Genomic DNA, 12,873 nt, shown 5'->3' with positions numbered 1-12,873 from the left:
ACTGCTCCACGATAGCGATTCGATTCCCTTTCGACCATTCGGCGACATGAGCGAAGCGAAGGACGACTCCGAGGCCCGCTGGAGCAGGGTCGGCAAGCGCGCTATCGTCGTCGGAGCGGGACTCGCGGGGCTGGCGTCCGCACGGGAACTTCTGCGGCTGGGTTTCGACGTCAAGGTCTTCGAGGCGAGCGCCGCCGTCGGCGGACGGACGCGCAGCGATCGGGACTTTCTACCGGGCGTCGCGATCGAACGGGGAGGCGAGTTCGTCGGCAGCAACCATCCCCGCGTCGCAGCGCTGGCGGAGGACCTGGGCGTCGCGCTGGAACCCGTTCGCGAGTCCGAACTGCTGTTCCGCGAGCTCGACGGCGAAGTCTTTCAGGACCACGCGCTGGCCAGGCTCTTCGAGGAAGCGGAGCCGCTGCGGCGCCAGATCACGGAGTTCGCCGCGGGCGTCGATGACGAGCGCCCCTGGCTCACGCCGAACGCCGTCGAACTCGACCAGCTTTCCCTGCACGACGGCGTTCGGACTAAGCTGACGGGAAGCGACGCCGCCAAGCGTCTGCTGCTCGCGGAGTTCGAACAGTCGGAGGCCGCCGATCCGCGGACGATCAGTTGGCTGGGGCAGTTGACCGTCATCAAGGGGCACGGCCTCGAACGCTACTGGGAAGAGACGGAGGCGTATCGCGTGCAGGGCGGAGCCGCGGAGCTCGCGGTCCGTCTGGCGGTGAAGATCGTCGAGGACGGCGCGTCTCCGGACCATCGCATCTCGGTCAATCGGCCCCTCGCGGCCGTGCGTCAGACGACGGAGTTCGTCGAGGTCACGCTCGCGAACGGTCCGACCGTGACGGCGGACTGGCTCGTGCTCGCGATTCCGGCCTCGCAGCTTCGGACGATCGACCTGCCGCAGGAGTTGCAGCCCCTGCAGGCGCTCTTCTGCGGAGCGGCGACGAAGGAGTTCCTGCGCATCGGCGAGCAGCCCCGTCCGAATTCCGATCGCCGCGCGAGTCTCAGCGTCCTGTCAGGCGGCGTCTATCCGGCGCCTACGAACGACGACGCGACGCGCGCGATGACCCTGTTCAGTTCGTCGACCGCGGCGGAGACGCAGGTCGCGACGGAGGATAACGCGCGTCGCGGAAGTCTGGCGAAAATCGTCGCCGACCTCGGCTATCAGCCCGAGTCGCACGAGAAGAGCTGGACGAAAACCGACTGGTCGAAGGAGACCTTCTTCGACGGCGCCTATTCCTCCGCCCAGATCGGGAAGATCGTGGAACTGGGCGAGCTGCTCGATTCCGGCAGCGGGCGAATCGTGATCGCGGGCGAACACGCCTCGTTTCGATTCACCGGCTACATGGAGGGGGCGCTCGAATCGGCCGAGCGGGCCTGCCGCCGCATCGTCGAACGAGCCGGCGGGTGATCGGCGGTCACTCGTCCGCGTCGACGGTCTCTTCGACGAGCCAGCGGACCTTGTAGATCTTTTCGCCCGGGAGCACGATCTTTCCTTCCGGCTCCCTCAGTCGAATCGTGTCGGACCACCAGGCTTCCTCGCTCGCCTGCACGACGGCGACGCGCCCGCTGGTCGGATGGTGCGACACGCACTTGACGTGAGCCGCCTGGGCGAAGGAGTCGACAGGTCGGAACTCGCCTTTCTCGCGATCGAAGCGCCGGACGCCCGCGTGCGTCGAGAGAACCAGATCGTCGCTTGCGGGAACCGCCTGCAAGTCATGCCCCCCTTCGTCGGGCAGGTCGAACGTCTGGACCAGCTTCAGCGACGGCGCCGACGACTCCCAGTCGACCAGTTCGTACCGGCGGAGTTCGTCGAAACCGAGGGCCCACAGGCTGCGTCGGGCTTCGTCCCAGACGACGCCGTGCGCGGAATAAAGTTCGCCTTCCCACAGCCGTTTTTCGGGCTGCGAAAGGTCGAACAGGATCAGCCGGTTTCCCTCCGCGGCGGTGGAGGCTGCCGCGACGACCCGGCCGCCGGGCAGCGCTTCGATCGAATGGGCGTTGGGGACGCTGGCGTACCAGAGCGTCTTTCCCGTCTCGCGTTCCACCAGTGCGCATGCGCCGCCCGACGATGCGATCAGCAGCGACTTGCCGTCGTCGGTCGGTTTACACTCGTCGGTCGAGCCGAACTTCTTTCGCAGCCCTTCCGGCAGACCTTCGCTCTCCGTCGCCCGCCAGCTCCAGAGCTTCTTGATCTCGCCCGATTCCGGCGACCGCTCGGCATCGTTCGCGTCGATGACGAAGACCTCGTCCCATCCGCAGACGACGAGTCGTTCCGCCCTCGCGTCGCCCGTCGCGAGCGCCGTCAGCGAAACGAGGAACGCCAGGAGACAGCCGCGGGTCGCCGAGATTCGCATGACGGTCGGTCCGGACGAGGAAGGCAAAGAGGGGACGCAGGCGGACGATCCGTGCAGTTTACAATACGGGCCTCCTCGACTTCTCCGCCTTCGACGATGAGCCGGTCGCATGCGCCTCTTCACGTTCGCCGCGATGCTTCTCGCTTCGGCAGCTTCCGTCGCCTTCGGCGCCGAACAAGATTCCGTTAAGCCGAAGCGACCGAACGTCCTGATGATCTCGATCGACGACCTGAACGACTGGGTCGGGCATCTGGGGGGGCATCCGCAGGCGAAGACGCCGCATCTCGATTCGATCGCCGCGCGGGGAACGTCCTTCGCGAACGCCCACTGCCAGTCGCCGCTCTGCAATCCGTCGCGGACGAGCGTCTTCACGGGTCTGCGACCGTCGACGACCGGCGTCTATGCGCTGAACCCCTGGTTCCGTCAGGAGGCGAAGTACGCCGACTTCGTCACGCTGCCGCAGGCGTTCGAGCGGCAGGGCTACGTCACGCTCGCCTGCGGCAAGAACTATCACGACGCCTATCCCCCAGCCGCCGATCGCAGGGACGGCGTCGAATTCACGACGTGGGGATTTGCGGGCGGGTACAGGGCCTTTCCGGATGAACCGTTCGTGAAGACCCCCGGCGGAAACAAGCTCGTCGACTGGGGTCCGTTCCCCGAGTCGGACGAGGGTCTGCACGAGTACCAGGTCGCCGACTGGGCGATCGAGCAGCTCGAGAACCCGCCCGAGGCGCCCTTCTTCCTCTGCGTCGGATTCCGGCGCCCGCATGTTCCGTGCTATGCGCCGCAAAAGTACTTCGATCTCTTTCCGGAGGAGACCCTGATCGTGCCGGACGCCCCGGCCGACGATCGCGACGATACGCCCCGGTTCTCGTGGTACCTGCACTGGGATCTGCCCGAGCCGCGACTGAAGTGGCTCGACGAAGCGGGCGAACGGAAGAGCCTGGTCCGGGCCTATCTCGCGAGTCTCGCCTACACCGATGCGCAGGTCGGTCGCGTGCTGGCGGCGCTGAAGGAATCAGGCCTGGAACAGGAGACGATCGTCGTCGTCTGGTCCGATCATGGCTGGCATCTGGGCGAGAAGCTGATCACCGGAAAGAACACGCTGTGGGAGCCGTCGACCCGCGTGCCGTTTCTGTTCGCCGGCCCGGGCGTCGAGGCGGGCGCTCAGTGCGACGAGGCGGTGGAACTGCTCGATCTCTATCCGACGTTGCTGGAACTGTGCGGGCTGCCGCCGCAGAAGGGGCTCGAAGGACTCTCCCTGGCGCCGCAACTGCGCGATGCGAAGGTCCCTCGCGAGGCGCCGGCGATCACGACGCACGGGCCGAGCAACCACGGCGTCCGCGACGAACGCTGGCGCTACATCCGCTACGCCGACGGTTCGGAAGAACTGTACGACCTGTCGTCCGATCCCGAGGAACTGACCAACCTGGCCGGCAGGCCCGAATCGCGCCAAGCGATCGACCGACTCGCGCACTGGTTGCCGGAGTCCGACGCCGCGCCGATGGCAGGCAGCAAGCCCCGGCTGGTCGAACTCAAGGACGGGGTCGTTTACTGGGAGGGCCAGCCGATCGAGCCGAACGCTCCGATCCCCGGCGTGGAGATCGAACAGCGTCCTCCTGCTCCTCCCCGACCTGCTGCGCCTCGGGCGAGAGCGACGCCCAAGCGCTGAAGCTTGCTGTGTGCCACGGCTGGCTTGTCCAGCCGTGTCGAACTCTGCTGGACAGACGGCCCGATGAACTGATCCGGCTCTCGTCGAAACGGCTGATCGTCGCGGTTCCGTCTGCTAGCGGAATCTCTGTAGTGGGTGAACGAACCGCAGGCCTCGCACGGCTGGGCAAGCCAGCCGTGGCACACGGACGTACTGGTCCGCTTTCTTATCGTTCGCTGTCGGCCTTCTCCCGCTGATCGAGCACGAAGGCCGCGACGTCGTCGCCGCTCTGTCCGCGAGCGAGAGAGTCGGGCGTATTGCCGTGGGCGTCGCGCGCTTCGAGATCGGCGCCGGCTTCGGAGAGAATGCGGATCGCGCTCGTCTGCCCCGCGAGCGCGGCGAACATGACCGCCGTTTGCCCGAGACCGTTGCCCGCGTTCGGGTCGGCGCCGCACCGCAGCAGTTCTTCCAGAATGGCGTCGTGACCCTGAAACGACGCCGCCGCCACCGCGGTGAGGCCCATGCGGTTTCGGGCCTCCAGGTCGAGCGACTCCTCGTAGAGCAGCCGCGTCACGACGCGGTCACTGCCTCGATACGCGGCGACGGTGAGCAACGTATCGCCGCGATCGCTGCGGACGTTCGGGGAGAAGCCCTCGCTTAGATACTCGTCGATCGTCCGCTCGTCGTTCTGCCGCGCCGCTTCGAAAACGATCTCGACCAGCTTGCGTTCCGTCTCCGCGTCGAGCTTCACGCCCTGGCGATCGACCAGCGGCTCCGACTTCGGCGTCGGCAGCAGAGCATACGACGTTCCGGCGAGCAGCATCGACGCGACGACCGATAGCGCCGAGCCGATGCCGATACGTTTGAGCCAGGTTCGCATGATCGAGTCTCGATCGGGTTCAGCATTCGAAACACATAGCCGCGGGAGACTCGCGTCTCCCGCGGTTCATGGACGCTCGCGCTTCCGCCGAACTACTTCGCGCTCAGCGCGGTGCTCTGCTGCGGCAGCGTCGCGAGGTCGCTCGATTCGCCCGGCTTCAGCGTGGTGACGTTGGCTTCGTCGCCGAGGAGATGAAACTCCAGCGACTCGCGATCGAACTTGTGCGTCTTCGCAGGCAGCAGCGTGTAGATCGGGCTCCAGTCCGAGCCGTCGCTGCGGGTCCGATAGCGGATCGGCGTCGCCGAAGAATTCGACAGCACGATCTGCTCGGGCGGCGCCGGCGCGGCGACTTCGGCGACCTTCCACTTCGTCGGCTCGACGTCGCGGTTGGTCTCGATCATCGTCTTCACCGCGGCGAGGTCTTCGCCGACCGCTTCGGTGACGCGCGTGCCGAAGTCCTCGTTCGCCTGGAACAGGAAGCTCAGGATGCGCAGCTTCACCTGACGGTTCTGGACCTTGCCCAGGTCGCCCGCGAAGTTGCTGACCAGGTTCGTTCGCTCCTCGTCGGTGAACGAGAGGTAAAGCTCGCCCGCCTGCTGAAAGTTCAGCGTCTTCTCGATCCGGGCCTGCTGCACGGAACCCGTCAGCGGAGCCTGGCTCTCCTTGAATTGCGCATCGTCGACGTAGGCGCCGGGTACGACGCTCGGCTGGTAGTTCACGTCGCTGGCCGTCTCGCCGAAGTTCATGGCGCCGTCCTGATTGAAACTCCCGACCGGGCTGAGAGGACGGTTCACCGGCAGCGTCAGGTAGTTCGCCCCGATGCGGTAGCGCTGGGTGTCGGCGTACGAGAACAGCCGCCCCTGCAGCAGGCGATCTTCCGAGGGCTCGATGCCGGGAACGACCATGCCGGGCGCGAAGGCGACCTGCTCGGTGAACTGGAAGAAGTTCGACGGAACGCGATTGAGCGTCATCTTGCCGACTTTGATCTCCTCGACGCCGGTCCAGATCTTGGTCGCATCGAGCGGGTCGAAGTCGAAGTCGTCAAGCTGCTCGGGCGAGAGCATCTGCACCCCCAATTCCCACGACGGGAACTCGCCCCGTCCGATGGCGCTGTAGAGTTCCTCCGTCAGTCCCGACTGGTTGATCCCGGCGGCCTTTTGCGCCTCGGCTGCGGTATAGCGCTCATGACCCTGCTGGCTGCGCCAGTTGAACTTGACGTAGGTGACCTTGCCTTCGGCATTCACCCACTTGAAGGCATGCACGCCGAAGCCGTCCATCTTCCGCAGGCTCGCCGGCGTCCCCTGATCCGAGTAGAGGATCGTCAGCATGTGCGTGCTCTCCGGCACATGGCTGAAGAAGTCGAAGAACCGGTTCGGATCCTGCTGATTCGTGATCGGCGACGGCTTCAGCGAATGGACCATGTCCGGGAACTTCATCGCGTCGCGGATGAAGAAGATCGGCAGGTTGTTGCCGACCAGGTCCCAGTTTCCTTCCTCCGTATAGAACTTCACCGCGAACCCGCGGGGATCGCGAAGCTGCTCGGGCGATCCGTCCGGATGAATGACCGTCGAGAATCGCACGAAGACCGGCGTCTGCTTGCCTTCCTCGGCGAAGAGCTTCGCCTTCGTATGTTCGGAGAAGTCGCCGTAGCTGACGAACTCTCCGTGGACGCCGACGCCGCGGGCATGCACGACGCGACTTGGAATGCGCTCGCGATCGAACCTGGCCAGCTTCTGGATCAGGTGGAAATTGTCCAGCAACGCGCTGCCGTTCGGTCCCGCGGTGCGGGAGTTCTGGTTGTCGCCGACCGGCTGTCCGCCGTCCTGCGTGAGCCGGGGGGCCGGCTCCTGTGCGAAAGCGCTCGCGGCGCCGACGGCGACTGCGAGGACGAACGCGAAACGTCCGAGCGTCATGGATCGAACTCCTGAAGAAGCGAGCGCGACTCGTCGCGCCGGGAAGTTGCGGGGAGAGGACGCGAACCGAGGCGTCTCCCGCTTTCGTGCATCATCGCAGACTGAGGGCGATACATCCAATGCATTGATGAGATACAATCGATGCACGAAACGCATCGCAGTCAGCGAACCGCTTCCGACGGGTCGGGCGCGGTCGCATTCGATCTTTAACCGCACGGGCGATGGAATTCGAACAGCTTCGGCAGTTTCTGAAGGTCGCCGAGCGGAAGAACTTCACCCGCGCGGCGGAGGATCTGCTCATCTCGCAGTCGGCGCTCAGTCGCTCGATCGCGCGCCTCGAAGAGGAGCTGGGCCAGCCCCTGTTCGAACGGCAGACGCGCTCGGTGGAACTGACCGACGCAGGAAGATCGCTGTCGTCGCGGGCGGAGCGGATCCTGGCGCTGGTCGACGACGCGAAGGCGGAAATCGCCGATGACGGGGAGACCGGGACGATTCGCGTCGGCGCCATCCCGACGGTCGCGCCCTACGCGCTTCCCCGCGTGCTTCGCAGTTTCGGCATCGAGCATCCGGGAGCGTCCCTGCTCGTGACGGAGGACGTCACCGAGCGGCTGCTCGAACGATGTCGCCAGGGTCAGGTCGACGTCGCCCTGCTGGCGCTTCCGATCTCGACGCCTCACCTGCGGGTCGAGAGGTTGTTCGACGAGGAACTGCTGCTCGTGCTGCCGCCCGGTCACGCTCTGACAGAGAAGAAGCGGATCGGCATCGAAGACCTTCAGGCGTACCCTTTCGTGCTGCTGGACGAAGCGCACTGCCTGACCGACAGCGTCGTCTCGTTCTGTCGCCGAAAGTCGTTTCAGCCGCTCGCGGTCGAACGGACCAGTCAGCTCGCGACTGTGCAGGAACTGGTCTCGCTGGGGCACGGCATCTCGCTGATCCCGGCGATGGCCCGCGCGGTCGACGATTCCGACCGAAGGATCTACCGCTCGATCGCCGGGCCCAAGCCGATAAGGACGATCGCGTTCGTCTGGAACCCCTACCGCTTTCAGAGCAAGCTGCTCGAGCGGTTCAAGCGGCACGTTCGCGAGACGCTCTGCACGTGATCGCGATTACGAAAAGCGCCGGCAGCGTCATTCGCCCCGCTCGACGAAAATGATTTGCCGCTTCGCGCGATCGATGCCGATCAGACCGCCGGTGACGGGATCTTCGGCGAAGCCCTGGCCGGTGAAGGCGATCTCCTCGCTGCCGAGCAGTTCCAGTCGCTTACCCTCCGTCGGCACGCGCAGTCGAAACAGCTTCTCGTCATCGTGGCCCGTCGCCAGAAGTTCGCCGTCGCGCCAGACGCCGCCGGAAAGACTCGCTTCGTGAAGCTGCTCGAGCAGTTCCTGCGGATAGGTCCAGCGTCGCAACTCTTTCCAGTCGTCGTCGAAACTGGCGAGATAGGACTTCGCATTCTCGTCCCCGTAGAACGCGAAGTTGGCCCACCACCGTCCGTCGTGTCGCAGGATCCAGACCAGGCTGCCGTCCGATTCGCCGAAGTCGTGGACGACCGTCAGCTTCATCGTCTCGGGGTCGAGCGCCATGACCTCGCTCGACTCCGGCCGCTTCGGGTAGTTGGAGTGGGCGAGGATCAGCTTGCCGTCGAGGAAGAATCCGGCATTGAGATGGACGGTCTCGCCTTCGCTTCGGGCGATAAGCTCCCCCGTCGATCGATCGAGCTTCGCCACGCCGCCGTTCGAGATGCCGTAGACGAACTCATTGTCCGCAGCCGCCCCCTGCGTCGCATACTTGGTCGAGAGGCGGCGGGTCTCTTTCCATCCGCCGCCGAGCGTTCGAACCCGTTCCTGCGGCTTCCGAACCGAGGACGCGGGCGCCGAGGACGGCTGGGCTGACGCGATCGAAGCGAGCGGCGTCAGGAGCGAAAGCCCGCAGAGCAGGGCGAATCGACGGTTCCGGGCGACGATCATGGGCGAGGCGCTTTCGAAGCAGCGGGGAGGCGGCCGACGCGAGAGAAGTCGATCTTAGCCCTTGTCCATGAAGTTACGGCGAACGACGACGCCTTCGACTTTCAAGTGCAGGTGAGATTCCGTCTCAACTTCTTGCGGCGGTTGACCTTAACGCCGACCGTCGGTTGTGACTCTGGCAGGGGGCGCCTACAATCCGTTCGCCGCGCAAGCGCCAGGATCGCATCCCGCGAAACGGTAGCGGTTTGAGCGCCGTTTCGGCGACGATGCAAACCGCCGCGAACGCTATCCGACAGTGCGACACGCACGCGATCAGGATGTTTCATGATTCAACGGAAGCCGATTTTCCCCAACGTCATCGAGCTCAATTTCCAGGCGGGCCGACTGCTCGGATGCAACGTCTACCTGGTGTACGACGCCGATGAATGGATCCTGATCGACATCGGGTACGAGGACGTCGTCGACGACATCATCGAACTGATCCGGCAGATGGATTTCCCCCTGTCGCGATGCAAGATGCTGGTCGCTACGCATGCGGACGTCGACCATAGCCAGGGCCTGGCCAAGGCCAAGGCGCTGCTGAAGTGCCCCGTGGCCGCGCATCCCAAGGCGGCGCGAGCCTTGCGCGAAGGGGATCGCCTGCTGACGTTCGCGGAGATCGCGGCGCAGGGGATCGACCTGGAGATGCCGCCCGTCGAAGTCGAGCAGATGCTCGAAGAGGGAGACGTCATTCGCGTCGGAGGCGTCGAACTGGGCGTCTGGCTGACGCCCGGTCATACCGACAGTCAGCTTTGCTTCAAGACGCGGAACCTGTTGCTCTCGGGCGACAACATCTATCGCGACGGCGGCGTCGGCGCGATCGACGCTCATCACGGCAGCAACATTCCGCACTTCATTCAGTCGCTGAAGCGGATCAAGGCGAGCGACGCGGAGTGGCTGCTCCCCAGCCACGGCCCGATCTTCAAGAAGGACGACGCGCTTCTCGACTCCGCCATCGATCGACTGGAGATCTACAAGAAGATGCCGGACTTCGGCACCTGCGCCGTCGAGTGGCCGCTGATGGACGAGTGGGAACGCGAGATCGCCGACGGCACGCTGCCGGGTTGAGGGACGCGTTCGGTGCGACGGGCTGTTCGTACTCTTCGTAGTACTGCGACTCGCTTAAACGTGTGGGTCGCCGCAGGGGATCGGGTGCCACTGGCTCAGCCAGTGCCGCGTCTGGATCGATCGTCCAACATGTCCGACCGAGCCGTTCGTTCCAGCACTGGCAAAGCCAGTGGCACCCTCTTGAGACTCACGATTTAAAGCGAGTGGCTGTAATAGGGTGGGTCATTGACCCACCTCGTCGGAGCTATCGAAGCAGGGCGTTCAGTCGTCAGCCCCTGACCGAATTCGCCTCAGGCGGGTCATTGACCCACCTTACGAAGACTACAGAAACGAATTCCCCGCTGCGCTAATTCTTCGCGATCGTCTTCACGGCGCCGCTGCGGATGTAGGCGACGAGGTCGGCGAGTTCTTCCGCGGTGAAGTAGTCGACCAGACCGCTGGGCATCATCGACGTCTTGCCCGGCAGCGACTGCTCGACCGTACTCCGGTCGACGTTGACGATCGTCGACGGATCGAGCGGGTTGGTGAGCACCCGCAGGTTTTCGCCCTTCAGGTTCACGACGCGACCGCTGACGACGCGTCCGTCGTCGAGAACGAACTGCTGCGTGGCGTACTGGTCGGAGATGACCTTGTCCGGGTCGACGATCGCCTCCGCCAGATCCCGCACGCTGAAGCGTCCGCCCGCTGCGGTCAGGTCGGGACCGACGACGCCGCCGACGCTCTCGAAGCGGTGACACTTGAAGCAGGACGCTTCCGCGTAGATCGCTCGCCCCCGTTCGAGATTCCGTTCGCCTTCGAGGCCCGCGAGCGCGGCGACGAGCGAGTCGGTCGTCCAGGTCTGCACCTTTTCGCGATTCTGCGGCACGAGGGTCGGCTCCGCCGCGGCGATCTTCGCGTTCAGGATCGGACGTAAAGCGTTCTTCGCGTCAGCGGGCAGGCGATCGACGGCTTCCTGCTTGATGTTGCCGAGGAAGCCTTCGAACGACATGCCGCCCCGGAGCGCGGCTGCTTCGTTGAACCATGCGAAGAACCGTTCCCGCGTCGCCGGCGTCCAGCCCTGCTCCAGCGCCCTCAGGCAATAGGCATAGTGCATCTGTTCTTCCTGCGACGCCGTGCGTTCCATCAGGTCGAGCGTCGTCTCCGCGACGTTCGGCGCGTTCAGGTAGACCAGCAGGCGACACAATTCCTGGTTCAGCGGCGGATCGTTCGACGGATAGCTCGCCGCGACCTGGTCGAGCACGGACTGCCGCGAAGTCGCATCCGGAGCGCCGAGGCGGGCGAAGATCAGCCCGTACGCGCGGAGCAGGTCGATCTGCTGGTCCTGCGAAAGCGTCGTCCAGTCGATCGTCGAGAGCCAGGCGACTCCGCGGGCGGCGACCTGCGTCCTTTGCGCGGTTGCGCCGTTCCACGATCGCGCCAGCGCGATCCAGGCCTGAATCCGGGCGACAGGAGAAAGCTCTCCGATCTTCTCGATCCATAGCGACTTGGGCGACGCTTCCAGCAGCGTTCTGGCCGCGTACTGCAGGTATCGATCTTCGGAATCGAGTTCGCCGAGCGCCTTCTCGACGACCTCCGCCGTCGGATCGAGCAGCGCCGCCTCGAACTCTCGGCGAAGGTCCGCCGCGGGGTTGGTCGCGACCTCCGTCGGGATCGGTTCGGTCGATTCAGATCCGACGTAGCGGATGCGGTAGATCGCCGATTGCGTCTCGCGTCCGCCGATGACGAAGTAAAGGGCGCCGTCCTGCGGGCGAATCACCATGTCCGCGACCGGCAGGGGCGACGCGCTGCAGAAAATCTCCGGCGTTGCGACGTAGCCCGCTCCGTCGGCCTGCAACTCCAGGGAGTAGATCGTGCCGTAGCTCCAGTCGGCGGCGAACAGCGACCGCTGGTACTTCGCCGGAAATTTCGCGCCGCTGCCGTAAACGACTCCGGTAGGCGAACCGGGGCCGACGTCCGCGACCGCCGGCAACGTGTCCGGATAAATCGCGGGGAATTTTCCGCTTCCGCCGCGCCAACCGAAATCGCTCCCCTTCATCGCGAAGCAAATTCGCGTGGGGCGATACCATGGCGTGCCGATGTCCCACTCCATATCGGAGTCATAGGTGAAGATGTCCCCGGCGTCGTTGAACGCGAAGTCGTAACTGTTCCGGTAGCCCATGCTGACCAGCGTCACGTCGGTTCCGTCCGGGTTCAGGCGGCAGATCCATCCGCCCGGCGCGAGGATGCCGACCGCATGGCCGCGCGCATCCCACATCCGCGGCAGCAACTGATCTTCCTGCCAGATCCGCGGGACGTAGCTCTGCGAGAGCTGCGGCACGTCCGTGTGATTGCCGGCGCAGAGATAGATCGACTGACCGTCCGGTCCGAGCACGAGCGCATGCGGGCCATGCTCGCCCGGCGTACCGCGCGTCTTCAGGATGACGTCAGCGCGATCGAAAACGTCGTCGCCGTCCACGTCCGTCAAACGGTACAGAAGACCTTCGCCCCGCGAATTAGGCGGCTGGCTCATCACGTACAGACTGTCGAACGCATAGAGCAGCCCCTGGGCGTGGCCGACCTTGTCGCTGATCTTCTCGACGCTCGCCTGGGCGCCTTCCTCCTCCGGAACCGTGATGCGGTAGAGGCCGCCCGCCTGGTCCGACGCGATCAGTCGTCCCATCGGATCGACGGTCATGCTGACCCACGAACCCTGCGATTCGCCCGGCACGACGTAAAGTCGCTCGACCTGGAAGCCTTCGGGAACGCGAATGGATTCGACCGGCGTGGCGTCGTCGAACGGCGCCGCGGCGGCGACCAGTGCGCTCGACAGCAATGCCACGGAGAAGAGCGATGCGAGAGCGGATCGGTAGCGTCGGTGGGTCATCTCGGCGCTCGTCGAAAGCGGAAGGAGAGCGGCGTTACTGACGAAAGCGGCTCCATGCGATCGGCGTCGCGATCGCATGGAGGTCCGACCGACGGGGGAATCGGTCCCCCGTGATTCGGGCTCCGTGGCGACGGCGAG

The 12,873-nt window shown here is 65.1% G+C and carries 9 protein-coding genes; 4 read left to right on the top strand and 5 right to left on the bottom strand.

Translation table 11 applies throughout. The annotated features are described in order from the left end of the window. Positions 1-46: 46 nt before the first annotated feature. Positions 47-1,414, top strand: a complete 1,368-nt coding sequence (locus SH602x_RS06305; RefSeq protein ID WP_479475975.1) for a flavin monoamine oxidase family protein — start codon at positions 47-49, stop codon at positions 1,412-1,414. A gap of 7 nt (positions 1,415-1,421) precedes the next feature. On the opposite strand, the gene SH602x_RS06300 is transcribed toward SH602x_RS06305, so the two are convergent. Further along, on the bottom strand, positions 1,422-2,360 hold the full coding sequence (locus SH602x_RS06300; RefSeq protein ID WP_479475974.1) for a DUF6528 family protein: 939 nt from the start codon (positions 2,358-2,360) through the stop codon (positions 1,422-1,424). A gap of 133 nt (positions 2,361-2,493) precedes the next feature. Between SH602x_RS06300 and SH602x_RS06295 the strand changes: the two genes are divergently transcribed. Beyond that, positions 2,494-4,032 carry a sulfatase gene (locus SH602x_RS06295; RefSeq protein ID WP_479475973.1) on the top strand — a complete coding sequence of 513 codons (1,539 nt, stop codon included), beginning with the start codon at positions 2,494-2,496 and terminating at the stop codon, positions 4,030-4,032. Positions 4,033-4,237: 205 nt separating this feature from the next. On the opposite strand, the gene SH602x_RS06290 is transcribed toward SH602x_RS06295, so the two are convergent. Next, complete coding sequence (locus SH602x_RS06290) at positions 4,238-4,891, bottom strand: ankyrin repeat domain-containing protein (protein ID WP_479475972.1); 654 nt, start codon at positions 4,889-4,891, stop codon at positions 4,238-4,240. A 92-nt stretch (positions 4,892-4,983) separates the two neighbouring features. After that, entirely contained in the window at positions 4,984-6,804 is a 1,821-nt protein-coding gene (locus tag SH602x_RS06285; protein ID WP_479475971.1) for a catalase, read from the bottom strand. Between the two features lie 221 nt (positions 6,805-7,025). Between SH602x_RS06285 and SH602x_RS06280 the strand changes: the two genes are divergently transcribed. Continuing rightward, complete coding sequence (locus SH602x_RS06280; protein ID WP_479475970.1) at positions 7,026-7,904, top strand: LysR family transcriptional regulator; 879 nt, start codon at positions 7,026-7,028, stop codon at positions 7,902-7,904. 27 nt (positions 7,905-7,931) lie between these two features. On the opposite strand, the gene SH602x_RS06275 is transcribed toward SH602x_RS06280, so the two are convergent. Continuing rightward, complete coding sequence (locus SH602x_RS06275; protein WP_479475969.1) at positions 7,932-8,768, bottom strand: hypothetical protein; 837 nt, start codon at positions 8,766-8,768, stop codon at positions 7,932-7,934. 321 nt (positions 8,769-9,089) lie between these two features. On the opposite strand from SH602x_RS06275, the gene SH602x_RS06270 reads away from it, so the two are divergent. Continuing rightward, entirely contained in the window at positions 9,090-9,872 is a 783-nt protein-coding gene (locus SH602x_RS06270; RefSeq protein WP_479475968.1) for an MBL fold metallo-hydrolase, read from the top strand. A 346-nt stretch (positions 9,873-10,218) separates the two neighbouring features. On the opposite strand, the gene SH602x_RS06265 is transcribed toward SH602x_RS06270, so the two are convergent. Further along, complete coding sequence (locus SH602x_RS06265; protein ID WP_479475967.1) at positions 10,219-12,735, bottom strand: L-sorbosone dehydrogenase; 2,517 nt, start codon at positions 12,733-12,735, stop codon at positions 10,219-10,221. Positions 12,736-12,873: the final 138 nt, after the last annotated feature.

The sequence above is a fragment of the Lignipirellula cremea genome, from assembly GCF_056501455.1.
This window is presented reverse-complemented; position numbering and strand designations above follow the sequence as displayed.

Excerpts from the sequence above, each read along its gene's own strand:
- SH602x_RS06305 (WP_479475975.1), top strand. The coding sequence starts at position 47 with ATGAGCGAAGCGAAGGACGACTCCGAGGCCCGCTGGAGCAGGGTCGGC.
- SH602x_RS06285 (WP_479475971.1), bottom strand. The coding sequence starts at position 6,804 with ATGACGCTCGGACGTTTCGCGTTCGTCCTCGCAGTCGCCGTCGGCGCC.
- SH602x_RS06295 (WP_479475973.1), top strand. The coding sequence starts at position 2,494 with ATGCTTCTCGCTTCGGCAGCTTCCGTCGCCTTCGGCGCCGAACAAGAT.
- SH602x_RS06265 (WP_479475967.1), bottom strand. The coding sequence starts at position 12,735 with ATGACCCACCGACGCTACCGATCCGCTCTCGCATCGCTCTTCTCCGTG.
- SH602x_RS06270 (WP_479475968.1), top strand. The coding sequence starts at position 9,090 with ATGATTCAACGGAAGCCGATTTTCCCCAACGTCATCGAGCTCAATTTC.
- SH602x_RS06290 (WP_479475972.1), bottom strand. The coding sequence starts at position 4,891 with ATGCGAACCTGGCTCAAACGTATCGGCATCGGCTCGGCGCTATCGGTC.
- SH602x_RS06280 (WP_479475970.1), top strand. The coding sequence starts at position 7,026 with ATGGAATTCGAACAGCTTCGGCAGTTTCTGAAGGTCGCCGAGCGGAAG.
- SH602x_RS06275 (WP_479475969.1), bottom strand. The coding sequence starts at position 8,768 with ATGATCGTCGCCCGGAACCGTCGATTCGCCCTGCTCTGCGGGCTTTCG.
- SH602x_RS06300 (WP_479475974.1), bottom strand. The coding sequence starts at position 2,360 with ATGCGAATCTCGGCGACCCGCGGCTGTCTCCTGGCGTTCCTCGTTTCG.